Below are 19,734 nucleotides of genomic sequence, written 5' to 3' on the forward strand. Positions count from 1 at the left end.
GCGATATTATCAAGCGTTTCTTGGGGTTATTCAGGGGGCGCTAATATACGCCGGCAGCATCAGTGTCCCGGATGGCGAGCGGCGGAGACCCGGGGCCGGCCAGCGCCATCGGGGTGGCAGGCAAGCTCGCGGTAGCCGCGGGCCGCCAGCAGCTGTCGGACCGCCCCGGCCTGATCGGCCCCCTGTTCCAGCAGCAGCCAGCCGGGTGTCTTCAGGTACGCCGGCGCCGCCTCGACGAGGTGACGGATGTCATCGAGGCCGTCGCTGCCCGCGGTCAGGGCGCTGCGCGGTTCGAAGCGGACATCGCCCCGCTCAAGGTGGGGGTCGCCCTCGGCGATGTAGGGCGGATTGGCGAGCAGCATCTCGAAGCGCTCGCCGGCCAGGGGGGTGAACCAGTCGCCTTGGCGGAACTCGACCCCGGCCAGGCCGAGCCGCGCGCGGTTGCGCTCGGCCACCGCCAGAGCGGCAGCCGAACGCTCCACGCCGACGATGCGGCATCCTGGCCGCTCGCGGGCGATGGCCAGGGCGATGGCCCCGCTGCCGCTGCCGAGATCGGCGATGCGCCAGGCGGCGTCCGCGGGAATGCGCAGCAGGGCCTGTTCGACCAGGGTCTCGGTCTCCGGGCGGGGGATCAGGGTGTCCGCCGTGACCTCCAGCTCCATCGACCAGAACTCGCGCCGCCCGGTGAGATGGGCCACAGGCTCACCGGCAGCGCGGCGCTCGATCAGCGTGGCGAAGCGTGCCGCTGTCTCCGCGTCGAGGGGTTTATCGGGCCAGGCGAGAAGATGGCTGCGGGGTTGGCCGAGGGCGAAGGCCAGCAGCACCTCGGCATCGAGCCGCGGCGATTCCGTATCCAACCGGCTGAGTGCCTCGGCCAGGGCTTCTTTGATGGTCGTCATTTCAGACAGATCAGTCAGAAGTCAGAAGTCAGAAGTCAGAAGTCAGAAGTCAGAAGTCAGAAGTCAGAAGTCAGAAGTCAGAAGTCAGAAGTCAGAAGTCAGAAGTCAGAAGGGCGGGCAGTGCCCGCCCTTCTAGTTCCGAGCTTCTAGCTTCTAGCTTCGAGCTCCTAGCTCCTAGCTCCTAGCTCCTAGCTCCTAACCTTACACCTTTGCACCAGGCGCAGCCTCCCATCATGGGGTGTTCCCTGGTCATCGAACAGATCTATTCCTGCAGGGCCGCCAGGCGGTCGGCCTGATCCTCGGCGATCAGCGGCTCGATCACCAGATCGAGATTGCCGGCCATGATCTCGTCCAGCTTGTACAGGGTGAGGTTGATGCGGTGGTCGGTGACCCGTCCCTGGGGAAAGTTGTAGGTGCGGATGCGCTCCGAGCGGTCGCCGCTGCCGACCAGGCTGCGGCGGGTCTGCGCCTGTTCCGCCTCGCGTTTCTCGCGCTCCATGGATTCCAGGCGGGCCGCGAGCAGCGACAGGGCGCGGGCCCGGTTCTTGTGCTGGGAGCGCTCGTCCTGGCATTCGACCACGATGCCGGTCGGCAGGTGGGTGATGCGCACCGCCGAGTCGGTCTTGTTGACGTGCTGGCCGCCGGCGCCCGAGGCGCGGTAGGTGTCGACCTTGAGGTCGGCGGGGTTGATCTCCGGGGCCTCGGCGTCCGGGATTTCCGGGAGGATGGCCACGGTGGCCGCCGAGGTGTGGATGCGCCCCTGGGACTCGGTTTCGGGGACGCGCTGCACACGGTGCACCCCGGATTCGAACTTGAGCCGCGAATAGGCGCCCTGGCCGATGATGCGGGCGATGATCTCCTTGTAGCCGCCATGCTCGCCCTCGCTCTCGCTGAGGATCTCCACCCGCCAGCCGCGCTGCTCGGCATAGCGCGCATACATGCGGAACAGGTCGCCGGCGAACAGCGCCGCCTCGTCGCCGCCGGTGCCGGCACGGATCTCCAGGAAGATGTTGCTGTTGTCGTAGGGATCGCGGGGCAGCAACTGCTTTTGCAATTCCAGCTCCAGCGCCTCCAGGCGGTTGCGGGCGTCGGTGATCTCTTCCTCGGCCATTTCCGCCAGCTCGGGGTCGGCGCGCATCTCCTCGGCCGCGGCCAGGTCCTCGGTCGCCTGGCGCCAGGCGCGGAAGCTGGTGACCACGGGTTCCAGCTGGCTGTATTCCATCGACAGCTCCCGGAAGCGCTGCTGGTCGCCGATCACCTCCGGCTGGGAGAGCAGGGCGCCGATCTCCTCGAAGCGGTCGACGAGGTTTTCCAGCTTGTTCTGGATCGAGGGGTTCACGCTGTCGTCACTCGTCCCGGTCGAGGTCGAACAGTTCGCGCGCCGCCTCGATGAGTTCCGGGCGGCCGTCGTAGCCAGCCTGGCGCAGGCTGTCGCTGGGGGCATGCACCAGCTTGTTGGTCAGGGTGTGGGCAAGGAACTCCAGTACCTGCAGCGGATCCTTGCCCTGGGTGAGCTGCTGACGGGCCTTGTCCAGCACCGCCTGGCGGTGACGCTCGGCCTGGCCGCGCAGCGCGCGGATGGTCGATACGGCGTCCAGCGAGCGCAGCCAGCCCATGAAATGCGCGGACTGCACCTCGACGATCTCCTCGGCCTGCAGGGCCGCCTCCTGGCGGGAGCGGAGGTTCTCCTCGATCACCGCCTGCAGGTCGTCGACGGTGTACAGGTAGACGTCGTCCAGCTCGGCGACGGCGGGATCGATGTCGCGCGGCACGGCGATGTCGACCATGAACATCGGCCGGTGCTTGCGGGCCTTCAGCGCCTGCTTGACCTCGGCCTTGTGCAGCAGGGGTTCCTGGCTGGCGGTGGAGGCGATGATGATGTCGGCCTCGGCCAGGTGGCCGGGGATGTCCGCCAGGGCGATGGCATAGGCATTGAATTCGCTGGCCAGGCCGTGAGCGCGTTCCAGGGTGCGGTTGGCGATGATCATCCGCCCGAGCTGCTGCTCGTGGAGATGGCGGGCGGCCAGTTCGATGGTCTCGCCGGCGCCGATCAACAGCGCCGTCTGCTGTTCCAGGTCGCCGAAGATCTGCCGTGCCAGGCTGACGGCGGCGAAGGCCACGGAGACCGGGCTGGCGCCGATCGAGGTGTCGGTGCGCACTTGCTTGGCGACCGAGAAGGTGTGCTGGAACAGTCGGTTGAGCAGGCGGTCGACGGTCCCGGCCCGGCTGGCGGCCTGGAAGGCGGTCTTCATCTGGCCGAGGATCTGCGGTTCGCCCAGCACCATCGAATCCAGGCCGGAGGCGACCCGCAGCATGTGCCGGACCGCTTCCAGATCGAGGTGGTGGTAGACGTAGGGCCTGAGCTGTTCGGCGGGCAGGTGGTGATAGTCGCACAGCCAGTCCACCACCGGTCCGCCCCCGTCACCGCTCTCCAGCAGGCAGTAGAGTTCGGTGCGGTTGCAGGTGGAGAGGATGGCGGCTTCCCGGACGCTGTCCACCCCATGCAGCGCGCGCAGCGCCGCCTCCAGCTCCTCTGGCGGAAAGGCCACGCGCTCACGAATCTCGACGGGCGCCGTCCGGTGGTTGATGCCAAGGGCGATTAGGGGCATGAGAGGCAGGGCTGGTCGCACGGAACGGGAAATTCTGAGCGATGCCTCAGGCGATTACAAGGGAACACGGCATCGAAGTGCCCGGTGCCCCTGTTGGGTGCCCCTGTTAGAATAGCCGGACCCCATACAATTGAGGAATCGCGCCAGGCGCGCCCCGTGTCGATGAAACCAGCCACCCTGATCCTTGTCCCGCTCCTTGCCGCGCTCAGCGGCTGCAATCTGCTGCCGAGTCGTCCTGCCCCCGCCGAGTCGGCGCCTGCCGCGCAGCCTGCCAGCGAGACAGCGACGCTGACGGTGGGTGAGCCACTCACTGGTCCGCTGCTGTTCGATATCCTCCTTGCCGAGGTGGCGGGACAGCGGAAGCGGCTGGATGTCGCCGTCAGCCACTATCTGCGCGCCGCCCAGGAGAGCGCCGACCCGCGGGTCGCGGAGCGCGCCCTGCGCGTGGCGCTGTTCGCCAAGGATCACCAGGCGGCCCTGGTCGCGGCCCGGCGCTGGGTGGCGCTGGAACCCGAGCGGGTCGAGGCACGGCAGATGCTGGCGGCCCTGGCCCTGGAAGCCGGCCGCCGGGACAAGGCCAAGGCGCAGCTGGAGGCGATCATCACCCAGCTTGGCGTGGGCGCCAGCGCCTTTCAGTCGGTGGTGGGGCTGCTGGCCCGCGACCAGGACCGCGAGGCGGCGCTGTCCCTGATGGGCGAGATCGTCGCCGATCACCCGCAGCTGCCGGAGGCGCATCTGGCCTACAGCCAGCTGGCCCTGCATGCCGGCCGGGCGGAACTGGCGCTGGCCGAGGTCGAGCAGGCCCTGGCCCTGAAGCCGGGCTGGATCGAGGCCCTGGTGCAGCGCGCCAAGGTGCAGGTCCGGTTGAAGCGGCTGGATGAGGCGGTGGCGGGGATCGCCGCCGCCGTGAAGACACAGCCGAAGGATACGCTGTTGCGCCGCACCTATGCCCAGCTCCTGCTGCAGCAGGGAGAGCTGGAGGCCGCACGCAAGCAGTTCCAGGCCCTGCTGCGCCACGATCCGGACAACGCCGATGCCATCTATTCCCTGGGTCTGCTGGCCCTGGAGCGCAAGGACCTGAAGGCGGCGGAGAAGCGCTTCCGCCGTCTGCTGGCGCTGGGCAAGCGCGAACAGGCGGCCTATTACTACCTGGGGCGCATCGCCGAGGAGCGCGATGACGTCCAGGCAGCCAGGGACTGGTATGGCCGCATCACCCAGGGCGAATACCTGCTCGATGGCCAGGTACGCAGCGTGACCCTGCAGGCCGAGTCTGGCGACCTGTCCGGTGCCCGGCAGCAACTGCACAAGCTGCGCCTGCGGCATCCCCAGCTCGCCTTGCGTCTGTATCTGCTCGAGGGCCAGCTGCTCACCGAGGGAGGGCAGTATCCCGAGGCGATGAAGCTCTACAGCTCGGTGCTGGCCGAGTACCCGGACAACGTCGATCTCCGCTATGCGCGCGCCCTGCTGGCGGAAAAGATGGATGATCTGGCGCTGGCCGAGAGCGACCTGCGCCAGATCATCGAGGCCCACCCGGAAAACGCCCATGCGCTCAATGCCCTCGGTTACACCCTTGCCGATCGCACCGACCGTTTCGAGGAAGCGCTGAGCTACATCGAGAAGGCCTACAAGCTGTCGCCCGAGGAGCCGGCCATTCTCGACAGCCTGGGCTGGGTGCACTACCGCCTGGGCAATCTGGATGAGGCCGAGAAATGGCTGCGCAAGGCCTACGGGATGAATCCCGATCCTGAGATCGGTGCCCACCTCGCCGAGGTGCTGTGGATGGCCGGCAAGCGCGACGAGGCGCGCCGCCTCCTGGCCGGGGCTGCCGAGCGGGGGGCAGACAATCCGGTGCTGCGCGAGACCCGGCAGCGGCTGCTGAAGGCGGCGCCCTGAGCGCGGCTGGACCCCTCGAGCGCGGCGATGAGCGGATTGTGCCGTCTTTTCCGAGCGGAGTTGTGGCTGCTGGCGCTGCTGCTGGGCGGCTGTAGCCTGAGCCCGCCGCAGCCCGTTTCCGCCTGGTCGCCACCGGCCTGGCCTGCCTGGCAACTCGAGGGGCGGATTGCGCTGACGGCTGGCGAGCAGGGCTGGCATGCCGGCCTCTTGTGGCGTCAGGACCGCGAGCGCTATCGATTGCGCCTCTCGGGGCCGTTCGGCCAGGGGGCGCTGCTGCTGGAGGGCGACGCCGGGGGCGTGGTGCTGCGCGAGGCCAACGGCCGTGAGCAGCGCGCCTCCGACGCCGAGGCCCTGCTCTATCGGACCACCGGCTGGGAGCTGCCGCTCGCCGGCTTGCGCTACTGGGTGCGGGCGCAGGTGCAGCCGGGTCTGCCCTTCGAGCTGCAGCGGGATGCCATGGGCCGTCCGCTCAGGTTGCGCCAGGGTGGCTGGCGGATCGACTACCGCCGCTATCGCCGCTACGGCGACGGCGAGCTGCCGGCGCTGATCCGGCTCAGCACCGATGGGGTGAGCGTCCGGCTGGTGATCGACGACTGGCGCCGCCTGGAGGCCGGGGCATGAGTCTGCCGCAACGCTGGCCGGCGCCGGCCAAGCTCAATCTCTTCCTCCACGTCACCGGGCGCCGGCCGGACGGCTACCACGAGCTGCAGACCCTGTTCCAGTTCCTCGATTTCGGTGACGAACTCCGCTTCCGCCTGCGACCGGATGGCCAGGTGCTGCGCAGCGCCGCCCTGGCCGGGGTGAGCGCGGAGGCGGACCTCTGCCTGCGCGCGGCGCGCCGCCTGCAGGCCTTGGCCGGCGTGAAGGCCGGGGTCGAGATCACGCTCGACAAGCGTCTGCCGATGGGGGGCGGGCTGGGCGGTGGCAGTTCCGACGCGGCCACCGTGCTGCTGGCCCTGAACCGGCTGTGGGGCTGCGACCTGACGCTGGACGAGCTGGCACGGCTGGGCCTGGAGCTGGGGGCGGACGTGCCGGTATTCGTGCGCGGCCGGGCCGCCTGGGCGGAGGGCGTCGGTGAGCGGCTGGAGCCGGTCGAGCTGCCGGAGCCCTGGTACCTGGTGCTGGTGCCGTCCGTCAGCGTCTCGACGGCGGGGGTCTTCTCGGCGCCGGAATTGACACGTGATAGCCGCCGAATCACAATAGCCGACTTTCTTTCGGGCGCGGGGCGCAATGACTGCGAGCCCGTGGTCCGGGCCCGCTACCCCGAGGTGGCGCGGCTGCTCGACTGGCTGGGACAGCGTGGCGAGGCCCGTCTGACCGGCACCGGTGGCTGTGTCTTCGCCGCCTTCGACAGCCGCGAGGCGGCGGAAGGCGTGAAGGCCGAACTGCCGCCCGCGTGGTCCGGCTTCGTCGCCAGGGGCTGCAACCGCTCGCCGCTGTACCGGGCGCTGGAAGAGGCCTGAGCCGGCCCGTGGTTTGCTGAGAGGTTGAGGCGACCTGCATATCGGACAGTTTTATTGGGGCGTCGCCAAGCGGTAAGGCACTGGTTTTTGGTATCAGCATTCGCAGGTTCGACCCGAGCGCGGAGCGCGAGAGAACGGCGCAGCGCAGCGGAGCCGGCCCCGAAGGGGTGAGGGCCGCAGGCCCGAATCATCCTGCCGCCCTGGCCGGCGCGAGCCGGCCCGTGGTTTGCTGAGAGGTTGAGGCGACCTGCATATCGGACAGTTTTATTGGGGCGTCGCCAAGCGGTAAGGCACTGGTTTTTGGTATCAGCATTCGCAGGTTCGACCCGAGCGCGGAGCGCGAGAGAACGGCGCAGCGCAGCGGAGCCGGCCCCGAAGGGGTGAGGGCCGCAGGCCCGAATCATCCTGCCGCCCTGGCCGGCGCGAGCCGGCCCGTGGTTTGCTGAGAGGTTGAGGCGACCTGCATATCGGACAGTTTTATTGGGGCGTCGCCAAGCGGTAAGGCACTGGTTTTTGGTATCAGCATTCGCAGGTTCGACCCGAGCGCGGAGCGCGAGAGAACGGCGCAGCGCAGCGGAGCCGGCCCCGAAGGGGTGAGGGCCGCAGGCCCGAATCATCCTGCCGCCCTGGCCGGCGCGAGCCGGCCCGTGGTTTGCTGAGAGGTTGAGGCGACCTGCATATCGGACAGTTTTATTGGGGCGTCGCCAAGCGGTAAGGCACTGGTTTTTGGTATCAGCATTCGCAGGTTCGAATCCTGCCGCCCCAGCCAAACACACAAAACGACAGCCCATCGAGGTTCCCAAGTGCCCGACAGAAACGGCCAGATGATGGTGTTCGCGGGGAATGCCAACCCGCAGCTCGCGCAAAGCATCGTCGACCACCTTCGGCAGCCGCTGGGCAAGGCGGTGGTGGGGCGCTTCAGCGACGGCGAGGTGATGGTCGAGATCATGGAGAACGTCCGCGGCAAGGACGTCTTCATCGTGCAGCCGACCTGCGAGCCAACCAATGACAACCTGATGGAACTGCTGGTCATGGTGGACGCGCTGCGGCGTTCATCGGCCGGTCGGATCACCACGGTGATCCCCTATTTCGGCTATGCCCGCCAGGACCGCCGGCCGCGCTCGGCGCGGGTGCCGATCACCGCCAAGGTGGTGGCGGACATGATCGGCAAGGTGGGCGCCGACCGGGTGCTGACGGTCGATCTGCACGCCGACCAGATCCAGGGGTTCTTCGACATCCCGGTGGACAACGTCTATGCCTCGCCCATCCTTCTCGGCGACATCTGGCGCCAGAAGTACCCCAACCTGATGGTGGTGTCGCCGGACGTGGGCGGCGTGGTGCGGGCGCGGGCGGTGGCCAAGCGGCTGGACGACGCCGATCTGGCGATCATCGACAAGCGGCGGCCGAAGGCCAACGTGTCGCAGGTGATGCATATCATCGGCGAGGTCGAGGGCCGCGACTGCGTGCTGGTCGACGACCTGGTCGATACCGCCGGCACCCTGTGCAAGGCGGCTGCGGCGCTCAAGGCGCATGGCGCGGCGCGGGTCGCGGCCTACTGTACCCACCCGGTGCTGTCGGGGCCGGCGATCAAGAACGTGGAGAATTCGGAACTGGATGAACTGGTGGTGACCGATACCATCCCGCTGCGGGCGGAGGCGCAGAAATGCACCCGTATCCGCCAGCTGTCGATCGCGGAGATGCTGGCCGAGACCATGCGCCGCATCAGCGAGGAGGAATCGGTCAGCTCGCTGTTCATGGATTGAGTCTTCAAGGCCCTCCCCTGGTCGCGGGGGAGGTAACGCACGCCGCCGAGGCGGCACACTGGAGTAACTGAAATGAGTCTGTCATTCGAACTGACTGCCGAAACGCGTACCGACATGGGGAAGGGTGCGAGCCGCCGCCTGCGTCGGGACGGCAAGGTTCCCGCCATCCTCTACGGGGGTGACGCCGAGCCGCAGGCCCTGACCTTGAGCCACAACGAACTGTGGCACAACCTTGAGCACGAGGCCTTCTTCTCCCACATCCTGACCATCAAGGTCGACGGCCAGCCGCAGCAGGCCGTGCTGCGTGACCTGCAGCGTCATCCGGCCAAGGCCTTGATCCTGCACGTCGATCTGCAGCGCGTCAACGAGACCGACAAGATCCATGTCCGCGTGCCGCTGCACGTGATCGGCGAGGAGAGCTGCCCCGGCATCAAGGCCGGCGGCCTGCTGACCCACGACCTGACCGAGGCCGACGTCACCTGCCTGGCCAAGGATCTGCCGGAGTTCATCGAGGTGGACGTTTCCGCCATGAACGTCGGCGACGCCTTGCACCTGTCCGATCTCAAGCTGCCGGAAGGCATGCAGTTCACCGAGCTGCTGAAGGGTGACGAGCATGACCTGGCGGTGGTTTCCATCCACGCCAAGAAGGGTGGTGCCGAGGAGACCGAGACCGGCGAGGAAGAGGGCGGCAGCGAGGAATAAGCCCTGGGACGGGACGCGGCCGTGCCGGCGGTGCAGCTCATCGTGGGGCTGGGCAATCCCGGCCCCCAGTACGAATCGACCCGGCACAATGCCGGCTTCTGGTTCGTCGATGCGGTGGGCCGCCGCTTCGGCTGCGATCTGCGCCCGGAGGCCCGCTTCCACGGCGAGGCCGGACGCTGCCGTATCGACGGTGGCGACTGCCGGTTGCTCAAGCCCGGTACCTTCATGAACCGCAGTGGCCAGGCGGTGGCCGCCCTGGCCCGCTTTTTCCGCATTCCGGCTGAGGCCATCCTGGTGGTGCACGACGAACTGGATCTGCCACCGGGCGAGGTCAAGCTCAAGCGCGGTGGCGGTCACGGTGGCCACAACGGGCTGCGCGACCTCATCGCCCACCTCGGCAGCCGCGATTTTCTGCGCCTGCGCCTGGGCATCGGCCATCCCGGTCACCGGGATCAGGTGGTCGACTACGTACTGCACCGCCCCTCGCAGGCCGAGCGGCAGGCCATCGAACAGGCCATCGAGGCCGGGCTCGAGGTGTTGCCCGAGGTGGTCGCCGGCGAGCTGGAACGGGCGATGCACCGGCTGCATTCGAGATAGACAGGAATCCACTATGAGCATCAGATGCGGCATCGTCGGCCTGCCGAACGTCGGCAAGTCCACCCTGTTCAATGCCCTCACCCAGGCCTGTATCCAGGCCGAGAACTACCCCTTCTGCACCATCGAGCCGAACGTCGGCGTGGTGCCGGTGCCGGACCCGCGCCTGGACAGGCTGGCGGAGATCGTCAAGCCGCAGCAGGTGCTGCCGGCCACGGTCGAGTTCGTCGACATCGCCGGCCTGGTGGCCGGTGCCTCCAAGGGCGAGGGGCTGGGCAACAAGTTCCTCGCCAACATCCGTGAGACTGATGCCATCGCCCAGGTGGTGCGCTGCTTCGAGGACGAGAACGTGGTGCACGTCGCGGGGCGGATCGATCCGCTTTCGGACATCGAGGTGATCAACACCGAACTGGCGCTGGCCGACCTGGAGACGGTGGAGAAGGCTATCCAGCGGGTCGGCAAGATTGCCAAGAGTGGCGACAAGGAGGCCCGGGCCAGGCTGGCGGTGCTGGAGCGGGTCAAGGCACAGCTCGACGAGGCCCTGCCGCTGCGCGCCATGGATCTCGACAAGGACGAGCGCGAGCAGTTGCAGGATCTCCATCTGCTCACCATCAAGCCGACCATGTACATCGCCAACGTGGCCGAGGACGGTTTCGAGGACAACCCTCATCTGCAGGCCGTGCGAGAGCATGCCGCCGGCGAGGGCGCCGAGGTGGTGGCCGTGTGCGCCGCGATCGAGGCGGAGCTGGTGGAGCTGGATGCCGGGGAAAGGGCGGCCTTTCTGCAGGAGCTGGGGCTGGAGGAGCCGGGGCTCAACCGGGTGATCCGGGCCGGTTACCGGTTGCTGGGCCTGCAGACCTACTTCACCGCCGGCGTCAAGGAAGTCCGTGCCTGGACCGTCAGGGTCGGTGCCACCGCCCCCGAGGCCGCCGCTGTCATCCATACCGACTTCCAGAAGGGGTTCATCCGTGCCGAGGTGGTGTCCTACGAGGATTTCATCCGCTATGGCGGCGAGCAGGGCGCCAGGGAGGCCGGCAAGCTGCGCCTCGAGGGCAAGGACTACGTCGTCCAGGATGGTGACGTGATGCACTTCCGCTTCAACGTCTGACCGCCGGTCCGGGGGCGGCCGGGTCTGGACAGAACCCCGCCAAACCCCTACAATTTCGCCTCTTCCGCCGGTCCCCTTGCCGGCCAGAGCAGAAAATGGCTACGTAGCTCAGTTGGTTAGAGCACATCACTCATAATGATGGGGTCCCCTGTTCGAGTCAGGGCGTAGCCACCATATTTTTCAAGACCTTCCTCCGATGAGCGCCCGGCGCGGGCGCCTTCGTCAGCATTGCCGTCGTTCCCTATGCCGGTCCTTCGCAGGTTACATTGCTCGGCGACACCATGGCCAAGCCGGTATTGCACCAGGGCCCCGGATGATGGTGTGCCAGGACCCGCCGGGGATCGCGGCCTGGAGGCCGCTCCTACGGGGCATGGCGGCACCCTGGCAGGGGCGGCCTCCAGGCCGCGATTGGCGCGGTGTCAACAGGCCCTGGCCCGCAGGCAGTCGGTGCCGAACAAAAGTGCGAAGAATTCTGGATACTACCCAACTGTCGGCTGAGTAGCATCACTGTTCAGCCCTGATTTATTCCCATCCTTTTGCTGCGCGTAACGACTTTTTACATTTTTTATGGCGTTCTTCAATTGTCGTGTGCGCTTGGTCAACTGCTTGTTTTTTCTATCCAGATTTACTCCATATTGCTGGCAGGAACGCATCAATCTTGCCAATTCATCGAATGGGTCGGGATAAGTGACCTTCACATCCCCATCGACCTTCCTTGCCAGAATGCGAATTTGCCAAGGTTCGTAATCTTCCCTGTTTGATTGTGCACGATTGACGTCTGCGTGCTCTGCGCGGATTATCTTGAACCCCGCTTTTTCTACAAATGCGGATAATGTTGCGATAGAAAACATGTAAGGATGGTCTATTTCGACCACATTGGCAGTAAAGCCCTTGCTTCTGGATTTAGAGATGCTGTCCTGGATATCGATGAATATATAACCATCGTCTTTAATCCACTCATGGGCATTCTTTAATTCAGTCATTGGATCAAGCATGTGGTTGATGGTTCTTATATTCGTTACAAGATCATAGTAATTCCGTGGGATGTCTGGGTTGTCCGAGAATCCTTGAAATAATTTGATGCCATTGCTTTCCAATGCTACTTCCACCGTTTTCTTTTTTGGCTCAACGCCACTAACCTCACAGTCGTGCAGTTCTCTCCATGGGAGAAGCAACTGGCCATGGCTGGCACCCACTTCGAATATCTTGCTTCCTTTTGGAATGTCACTGGATAGGTAATCAAGAATCTCAAGCCCGTATCTGTTGAATGTGGTTGTTTTGTCGGGAGATTCGGCTTCATGCGGGCCGGCCTTTTCCGTTGCTTCAGATTGCCGCTCAAAATCTTCTATGTCCCTTGGAGTGTGCTTTACTTCATACTCTCCGCCAAAATACTCCTTGAGGAGATCGTCAATCGAATGAAAATCGATTGTTCGATGGTAAGAGCTGCTAGCTGTTCCGCCACCTTCATAGAAATTGCTATAGCTTGACAGTGTGGGGCGGGGATTTAGATATATTAACCCGCACTGTTTGCAGATGACTGTTCTGACCGGCAAGTTGTACTTGTCCGTGTGAGCGACTGTTATCGGGTCGTCGGCACCACACAGGTTGCATGGAACTTCTTCCAGTTCTGCAAGCAGGGTTTCTCTGGACTTGCCAAATACTTCTCTCAAGCTCAAACCATAATATTTGTATAGAAACTGGCCAATCGCATAAGCCTTTTTTCGTTTTTTTGTTGCGGTCATTTTTTTTCCATCCAATTCGGATTCTGGGGACAGCATGCTTATCGAGCCATGCGCAAGTGCAGGGCCTTTCCGCAAAGGCAGATCGGTTCGTTCCCAGTGAAGCAGTGACCTGTGTTTCTCTGCGTTGCATGGAACGCAGCCGTCGTCTTTTGACCTTACTGGTCTGGTGTCATGTGCTGGCGTAAAGGTTGCCGATCTCATGAATCTTGAGATGATTTCACAAGTATTCCACAAGATTCAACTCCGGTGCATGGGCGGGCATGACTTTTCTGCACCCTCAGCCCATCCCGAGGGATGGGCGGTGACCCAGGGGCTGCCGATGCAGCGCCCTGAGAGGCCCGACGATCCATGGCCACTTGGTGCTGTCGGGAAACATATGGAAGTATTAACCCGGCAATCGCCGGGAGTTGATGGCGGGATTGGCTGGGCAAGTTGTCCGTCAAGTCACACGAATGCAGACCGGGGCTCGCGCAGTATTGCCTCAGAAGGTCTGTGCCACTTTGCGCAAGGGCAAGTTCCCACCCGCTGTCAATCGTCCAGTATCGACAGGTAGCTGAGCAGGTCCTGCACCTGGCCGTCGCCGATCTGCTGGAAGATCGCCTGATCCTCCGGGTCGTCGTCGTGCAGCCGTTCGCCGCGGCGGAAGCGGTTGATCTGTCGCCGCAGGTATTCGGAGTGCTGGCCGGTCAGCGGCGGGATCAGCTCGGCCGGCTTGCCATAACCGTCGTTGCCGTGGCAGGTCTGGCATTCCTTCTCATAGAAGCGCCGTCCGGCGTCGATGTTGCCGTCCAGGCGGGCGATGTTGATCACCAGCTTGCTTTCCTTCAGTCGGGCGAAGGCATCGAAGCCTTCCTTGACCTCGACCGGCTCCAGCTTGGTGGGCAACTTGATCTGCTCCAGATAGGCGGCGATGGTGACCACGTCCTCCTCGGGCAGCTCGCGCTCGCTGGTGTAGGGGACCATGGGGATGTTGATTCGCCGCCGTGCCTTGAAGTCGCGCAGTTGCTTGGCGATGTAGCCGCGCGGCAGACCGGCCAGCCGCGGGTATTCGCCGTCTGGCTTGCCTTCGCCGTATTCGCCGTGGCAGCCGGCGCAGGTCTCGTTGATCTCCTCGCCGTACTCGAGGTCGATGTCGGCGGTCTGTGCCGCGGCCTCCGCCTCGGTCTCCTTCGGCAGCCGGTGGGAGATGCCCTTATGGCAGTCGATGCAGGTCATGTCATCGGCCTGGGCCCGGCGGTGCTTCTTCTGCGCGAACAGACCCTGGCGTTCGAGTTCCATGCTGTCGAAGCGGTGGCAGTTGCGGCATTCCCGCGAGTCGGTGCGTTTCATGGTCTTCCACACCTTCTCGGCGAGAACGGCGCGCTTGGCCTCGAACTTCTCCGGGGTATCGATGGAGCCCATCAGCCAGTGGTAGACCTCCACCGAGGCCTGGATCTTGCGGATGATCTTGGGTGTCCAGTCACGCGGCACGTGGCAGTCCGGACAGGCGGCCTGCACGCCGGAGGGGTTGCGGAAATGGACGCTGTGCCGGTATTCCTGGTAGACCGTGCTCTCCATCTCGTGGCAGGAGATGCAGAAGGAGAGGGTGTTGGTGGCCTCCATCGCGGTGTTGAAGCCGCCCCAGAAGAGGATGCCGGCCACGAAGATGGTGGCTGAGGTGAAACTGAGCAGTTTGATTTTCATGCAGGTCCGCTTGTGTGGGTGATAACGGGGTGGCCGGGTCTCGGTTCGCGCCTTTTTCCTGTCAATTTCTGACGCATAAGCTACTTTTATTGGGACGCTGTGTGGTTTGCCGCATTTTGACCGCCATTTGCCGCATTACTTTGACTTGCGTCAAGGCCGTTTGGAGTGGCGGGTGGCAAGTTTAGCCGCAGCGCGAGGGCGCAGTGAAGGCTTTGTTTGGCCTGACTGAAAATCGTGTTTCGAAAACCGACTTGTGTTTTTAAGGGAGAGGGCTATGAAAAAGCAACCAAAAGGCGTGCTGCGTGCGCTGGTAGGCCTTGCGGGGGGGCTGGCGATCGCGGCGGGCTCGCTGTCGGCGGCGACGCTGGACGAGGTCATGAAGGCGCGCGGTTTGACCCAGAAAGACCTGCTGGCAGCCGCCAAGACCTATACCCCGACCGGCGGGCGCGATGAATATATCGTCTTCAGTTCCGGCGGCCAGAGTGGCCAGGTGATCGTCTACGGCATCCCGTCGATGCGGATCCTGAAGTACATCGCCGTGTTCACGCCGGAACCCTGGCAGGGCTATGGTTTCGACGAGGAGTCCAAGGCCGTGTTGCGCCAGGGCAACATCCAGGGCAAGGAAATCAATTTTGGTGACACCCACCACCCGGCCATCTCCGAGACCAAGGGTGAATACGACGGCCAGTACCTGTTCATCAACGACAAGGCCAACCCGCGTGTCGCGGTGATCGATCTGCACGACTTCGAGACCAAGCAGATCGTCGTCAACCCGGTGTTCAAGTCGCAGCATGGTGGCGTGTTCGTGTCTCCGAACACCGAATATGCCATGACCGCGGCCCAGTATCCTGCACCCTACGAGAACAAGTTCGTGCCGCTGGAGCAGTTCAACGAACACTACCGTGGTGGCATGACCTACTGGAAGTTCAACCGCGAGAAGGGGCGCATCGATCCTTCCAAGTCGTTTACCGTGATGGCGCCGCCGTACAGCCAGGACCTGTCCGACTTCGGTAAGGGGCCGTCATACGGTTGGTCGTTCACCAACTCCTTCTGTTCCGAGCGTTACGTGGGTGGCATCGAGCGGGGTCGTCCGCCGTTCGAGGCCGGCTGTTCCTCCAAGGACACCGACTTCCTGCACGTGGTGAACTGGAAGAAGGCGGCCGAGCTGGTCAAGGCTGGCAAGGCAACCAAGATCAATGGCCATGACGTGCTGACCATCGATACCGCCGTGAAGGAAGGCATTCTGTTCCTGATCCCGGAACCGAAGAGCCCGCATGGCGTCGACGTCAGCCCGGACGGCAAGTATCTGGTGGTCTCCGGCAAGCTGGACAGCCATACCACGGTATACAGCTTCGACAAGATCATGAAGGCGATCAAGAACAAGAAGTTCGAAGGCAAGGATCCCTACGGGATTCCGATCATCGCCCTCAAGGACGTGGTTCATACCCAGGTCGAGCTCGGTTTGGGGCCGTTGCACACCCAGTTCGACGCCAAGCCCTGCGTGGCCTATACCTCGCTGTACGTGGATTCCATGGTCGGCAAGTGGGATTACTGCAAGGGCAAGATCCTCGACAAGCTGTCCATCCACTACAACATCGGTCACCTGATGGCGATGGAGGGTGACTCGGTGTCGCCGGACGGCAAGTACCTGGTGGCGCTCAACAAGCTGGCCATCGACCGCTTCAATCCGGTCGGCCCGCTGCATCCGCAGAACCATCAGCTGATCGACATCAGCGGCGAGAAGATGGAGCTGCTCTACGACATGCCGCTGCCGCTGGGCGAGCCCCACTATGCCGTGGCCATCAAGGCCGACAAGCTGAAGCCGGCGATCCGCTACAAGTCTGGCTGGGACAGCCGTACCGACAAGCGCTCGCCCTACAAGACCCGCGCCGGTCGCGAGAAGACCGAGCGGACCTGCGATGCCAGCGGCAAGTGCAAGGTCGAGGTGTTTGGTACCACCATCCGTTCCCACATCAACCCCGAGATCATCGAGGCTGAGGTTGGCGACGAGGTGATCCTGCACTTCACCAACCTGGAGCGTGCCGAGGACGAGGTGCATGGCTTCGCCCTCTATGGCCAGAATGTCCAGCTCTCGCTGGAGCCGGGCAAGACGGCCACCGCCCGCTTCATCGCCGATCGGGAAGGCGTCTTCCCCTACTACTGCACCGAGTTCTGCTCGGCTCTGCACCTGGAGATGGAAGGCTATCTGCTGGTCAAGCCCAAGGGCTACAAGGCCAAGGCCGTGTCCATGCAGGAAGGCGTGACCTACACCAAGGCCGACTACGAGAAGCAGGTCAAGACCAACCTGGAGACCCAGGCGGTCATCGACCAGGTCGTGGCCTTCATCACCAGCCACAACTACAAGGACTTCCCGCCGGTTGTGGCGCTGGTGGAGGATGCCACCGACCAGCTCGGCTTTGCCGACGAGGCGAAGAAGAAGGCCGAGGCTGCTGCGGCCAAGGGCGACTGGCAGAATGCCATGCTCTGGGCCAACCAGTGGTGGCAGTATCAGGTGAAGACCGCCGATCTGGGCTTGCGCGCCAAGACCTATCTGGAGGAACATGGCGCCAAGAAGATCAAGTAATGGTCTGACCTGGTAATCCTAGGCAAGTCCGGGGGGGCGAAGTACAGCCCCCCCTTTTTATCTACAGTCCGGGATTCAACCGGACACAGGATGAGGAAATTGGCATGAGAAGAGTACTGAGTAGTATGGTTCTGGCAGTGTCCATGGCGGGGCTGGGGACCGCCCACGCGGCCGGCCTTGATGGTGCGGCCCTGTTCAGCAACCCGGCCAAGGGCGGCTGCACCGCTTGTCACGGCAAGGATGCCAAGTCGCCGATCATGCCCCAGTACCCCAAGCTGGCCGGCCAGAACAAGGCGTATCTGATTCAGCAGCTGAAGGACATCAAGAGCGGTGCCCGCAACAACGGCATGACGGCTGCCATGAAGGGTATCATGCACATGGTGAACGAGCAGGAAATCGAGGCTATCGCCGACTACCTGTCGAAGCTCAAGCCCTGAGCCGCCGCAGCCGGCAGCCGCTTTGACCGATATCAAGGCGACCTGTGGTCCAGGCTGCCAATATTCCGGCGGCAGGCTGGGCCTACAAGGGGCCGGCTTTCAACGTTCAACGAGTTGCAGGAGAACCCTATGTTAAAGAAGAGTGTATTGAAGGCCGCGGGACTGGCCGTCAGCATGGTCCTGTCCGGTACCGCCGGAGCGTGGAGCATGCACGGCGAGGAGCTGGACAAGGCAATGGCGCTGAAGCCGGACCTGGAAAACGGCCTGGACGTCTTCGAGGTCTGTTCCGCCTGCCACATGCCCGAAGGTTGGGGTACCGAGGACGGCACCTTTCCCCAGCTCGCCGGCCAGCACCGCAATGTGCTGATCAAGCAGCTGGCGGACATCCGCGCCGGTAACCGCGACAACCCGACCATGTATCCCTTCGCCCTGCCGGAGTCGATCGGTGATGCCCAGGCGCTGGCCGACGTCACCGCCTACATCCAGACCCTGAAGATGAACCCGGACAACGGCGTGGGGCCTGGCACCGATCTGGCGCGCGGCGAGAAGCTGTACAAGGAAAACTGCGTCAAGTGCCATGGCGAGAAGGGCGAGGGCAGCAACAAGAAGTTCTATCCACGTATCCAGGGCCAGCACTACAAGTACATGCTGCGCCAGTTCGAGTGGATCCGGGATGGCAAGCGGCGCAACGCCAATCCGGACATGGTCAAGCAGATCGCGAGCTTCACCGACGACGACATGCGCGCCGTGATCGACTACGTGTCGCGCATCAAGCCGCCCAAGGAAGACCTGGCGCCGTCCAAGGACTGGAAGAACCCGGACTTCGACTGAGGTCCACGCAGTATCGGCTGACGGGCGGGGGCGTCCTGCCCCCGCCCCGCCCGCCTTCCCGGTATTCCTGACAGGGCCGTGCGGATTCCGGGATGCCCCGGGCCGCAAGCGACGTGGCGGCGGAGGGATGTCCTCTGAACGTACGGACTGTCGGTCGTGTGGCAGTTCCTTGCCGCACTGGCCCATGCAGGCCAGAATGCCGCTTCATATCCACCTGTCTCTCTCGACGCAAAGGTACTGATCGTGAATGCGGACACTCAAAACAGACAGAATCTCATCGTCACCGCCCTGGGCGTGCTTGCCCTGCTGCTGCTGGTGGCCATCTATTACAGCCCGATCTGGTGGGTGGCGCTGAAGGCACCCAACTATCCGCCGGAGGCCTTCCCCGACGGGGTGCGCATCCATTTCCACATGAATGGTGTGTTCAACGGCTGCAAGAAGATCGAGAACCGGGAGATCGAGGAAAGCGAGGCCCTCGACTGCGTTCACGAGATGGACACCATCAACCACTATGTCGGCATGTACCCCATTGCCGCCGGCGGCCCGGTAGAACGCGCCTATTCGCAGTTTCTGGTCGTCTTCCTGGGGGTGATGCTGGTCGGTTTCATGATTCGCTCACCGGGACTGCGAACCGGAGTCATGACGGCGGGTTTTGCGGCCATCCTGGTATGGATGTACCTCACCCTGTATGCCGAGAACGGCCTGCAGTATGAAAACGAGGGCTATATTCGCGCCCTGGTCACCTCGCTGGATCAGGAGGCCACCGCCGAGGGCGCGGAGGAAGAGGCCAGCAGCAGCGCCATCGTCGAGGCTCTGCGCCGTTCGCTGGAAAGTTCGGGCGTGACTGCGGCCAAACCGGCGGAAACCGAACATCTGAGCGAGAAGCAGCGCCTGATCGAGCAGATGCGGGTGAACTACGAGAAGGACCGCGAGCGTACCGGCAAGGGTGAACCCTGGAATGGCAGCACCTTCCAGGTGATGACCTGGCACTATGGCAAGAGCCTGGGGCGCTATTTCAACAACCCGGCCGAGATCGAGCCGATGGTGAAGAAGGTGGCGATTGCCACCCATGCGGTGTTCGCCGGTCTGGTGCTGGCCATGCTGGTGCTGCTGGCGACGACCCGCCGCACCGGTGGCCTGTTCTACTGGCTGCTGGTGCTGGTGCCCATGGCCCTGCCGGTGTTCTTCGTCATCGACTACGCCGCCTGGCTGTGGTTCTTCGGTCACAACCTGAATCCCATGGGGGCTTTCACGGTCAAGCCCTTCATGCCCACGGTGTTCGGGCAGGGCAAGGTGGCGCAGTTCGCGACCTATTCCTACCCCTACATCGGCTTTGGCCTGATGATGCTCATGTCGCTGCTGCTCGCCGTGGCGGCCGTGATCCGCCATCGCCAGTTGCAGGACAGCTCCGGGGGCTAGATGGGAA

General features: G+C 64.0%; 16 protein-coding genes and 2 tRNA genes. 13 read left to right on the plus strand and 5 right to left on the minus strand.

Features of this window, described 5'->3' with window-relative positions:
* Window positions 1-59: 59 nt before the first annotated feature.
* The 3 genes from prmC to hemA all read right to left on the minus strand — a co-directional run bounded on the left by prmC (window position 60) and on the right by hemA (window position 3,508).
* A complete protein-coding gene (gene prmC / locus QVG61_RS02300; RefSeq protein WP_289931714.1) occupies window positions 60-899 on the minus strand; it encodes a peptide chain release factor N(5)-glutamine methyltransferase in 840 nt (279 codons plus the stop codon).
* A 262-nt stretch (window positions 900-1,161) separates the two neighbouring features.
* On the minus strand, window positions 1,162-2,238 hold the full coding sequence (gene prfA, locus QVG61_RS02305) for a peptide chain release factor 1 (RefSeq protein ID WP_289931715.1): 1,077 nt from the start codon (window positions 2,236-2,238) through the stop codon (window positions 1,162-1,164).
* 7 nt (window positions 2,239-2,245) lie between these two features.
* Window positions 2,246-3,508, minus strand: a complete 1,263-nt coding sequence (gene hemA, locus QVG61_RS02310) for a glutamyl-tRNA reductase (RefSeq protein WP_289931716.1) — start codon at window positions 3,506-3,508, stop codon at window positions 2,246-2,248.
* A 162-nt stretch (window positions 3,509-3,670) separates the two neighbouring features.
* On the opposite strand from hemA, the gene QVG61_RS02315 reads away from it, so the two are divergent.
* The 9 genes from QVG61_RS02315 (at window position 3,671) to QVG61_RS02355 (ending at window position 11,205) form a co-directional block, all read left to right on the plus strand.
* On the plus strand, window positions 3,671-5,401 hold the full coding sequence (locus tag QVG61_RS02315; RefSeq protein ID WP_289932686.1) for a tetratricopeptide repeat protein: 1,731 nt from the start codon (window positions 3,671-3,673) through the stop codon (window positions 5,399-5,401).
* Window positions 5,402-5,428: 27 nt separating this feature from the next.
* Window positions 5,429-6,022, plus strand: coding sequence for a lipoprotein insertase outer membrane protein LolB (gene lolB, locus QVG61_RS02320; RefSeq protein WP_289931717.1), 594 nt, complete (start codon window positions 5,429-5,431; stop codon window positions 6,020-6,022).
* On the plus strand, window positions 6,019-6,864 hold the full coding sequence (gene ispE, locus QVG61_RS02325) for a 4-(cytidine 5'-diphospho)-2-C-methyl-D-erythritol kinase (RefSeq protein WP_289931718.1): 846 nt from the start codon (window positions 6,019-6,021) through the stop codon (window positions 6,862-6,864). The genes lolB and ispE overlap by 4 nt, the downstream gene beginning before the upstream one ends.
* A gap of 694 nt (window positions 6,865-7,558) precedes the next feature.
* Window positions 7,559-7,633, plus strand: a tRNA-Gln gene (locus tag QVG61_RS02330).
* 55 nt (window positions 7,634-7,688) lie between these two features.
* Complete coding sequence (locus QVG61_RS02335) at window positions 7,689-8,627, plus strand: ribose-phosphate diphosphokinase (protein WP_289932688.1); 939 nt, start codon at window positions 7,689-7,691, stop codon at window positions 8,625-8,627.
* Window positions 8,628-8,699: 72 nt separating this feature from the next.
* Entirely contained in the window at window positions 8,700-9,329 is a 630-nt protein-coding gene (locus tag QVG61_RS02340; RefSeq protein WP_289931719.1) for a 50S ribosomal protein L25/general stress protein Ctc, read from the plus strand.
* 21 nt (window positions 9,330-9,350) lie between these two features.
* Window positions 9,351-9,926 (plus strand): aminoacyl-tRNA hydrolase, encoded by a 576-nt coding sequence (pth, locus tag QVG61_RS02345; protein ID WP_289931720.1) that lies wholly within the window; start codon window positions 9,351-9,353, stop codon window positions 9,924-9,926.
* A 13-nt stretch (window positions 9,927-9,939) separates the two neighbouring features.
* On the plus strand, window positions 9,940-11,031 hold the full coding sequence (ychF, locus tag QVG61_RS02350) for a redox-regulated ATPase YchF (RefSeq protein ID WP_289931721.1): 1,092 nt from the start codon (window positions 9,940-9,942) through the stop codon (window positions 11,029-11,031).
* Between the two features lie 97 nt (window positions 11,032-11,128).
* Window positions 11,129-11,205 (plus strand) — tRNA-Met (locus tag QVG61_RS02355).
* Between the two features lie 305 nt (window positions 11,206-11,510).
* Here QVG61_RS02355 and QVG61_RS02360 read toward each other — a convergent pair.
* Window positions 11,511-12,773, minus strand: coding sequence for a class I SAM-dependent methyltransferase (locus tag QVG61_RS02360; protein ID WP_289931722.1), 1,263 nt, complete (start codon window positions 12,771-12,773; stop codon window positions 11,511-11,513).
* A gap of 528 nt (window positions 12,774-13,301) precedes the next feature.
* Window positions 13,302-14,456, minus strand: a complete 1,155-nt coding sequence (locus tag QVG61_RS02365) for a NapC/NirT family cytochrome c (protein ID WP_289931723.1) — start codon at window positions 14,454-14,456, stop codon at window positions 13,302-13,304.
* 274 nt (window positions 14,457-14,730) lie between these two features.
* On the opposite strand from QVG61_RS02365, the gene nosZ reads away from it, so the two are divergent.
* The 4 genes from nosZ (at window position 14,731) to QVG61_RS02385 (ending at window position 19,727) form a co-directional block, all read left to right on the plus strand.
* Entirely contained in the window at window positions 14,731-17,040 is a 2,310-nt protein-coding gene (nosZ, locus tag QVG61_RS02370; protein ID WP_289931724.1) for a Sec-dependent nitrous-oxide reductase, read from the plus strand.
* Between the two features lie 104 nt (window positions 17,041-17,144).
* Window positions 17,145-17,477, plus strand: a complete 333-nt coding sequence (locus QVG61_RS02375) for a cytochrome c (protein WP_289931725.1) — start codon at window positions 17,145-17,147, stop codon at window positions 17,475-17,477.
* Window positions 17,478-17,606: 129 nt separating this feature from the next.
* Window positions 17,607-18,308 (plus strand): c-type cytochrome, encoded by a 702-nt coding sequence (locus tag QVG61_RS02380; RefSeq protein WP_289931726.1) that lies wholly within the window; start codon window positions 17,607-17,609, stop codon window positions 18,306-18,308.
* Between the two features lie 243 nt (window positions 18,309-18,551).
* Complete coding sequence (locus tag QVG61_RS02385; protein WP_289931727.1) at window positions 18,552-19,727, plus strand: hypothetical protein; 1,176 nt, start codon at window positions 18,552-18,554, stop codon at window positions 19,725-19,727.
* Window positions 19,728-19,734: the final 7 nt, after the last annotated feature.

Origin of the sequence: Thiohalobacter sp. IOR34, assembly GCF_030406045.1 — a bacterium.
Classification (GTDB): domain Bacteria; phylum Pseudomonadota; class Gammaproteobacteria; order Thiohalobacterales; family Thiohalobacteraceae.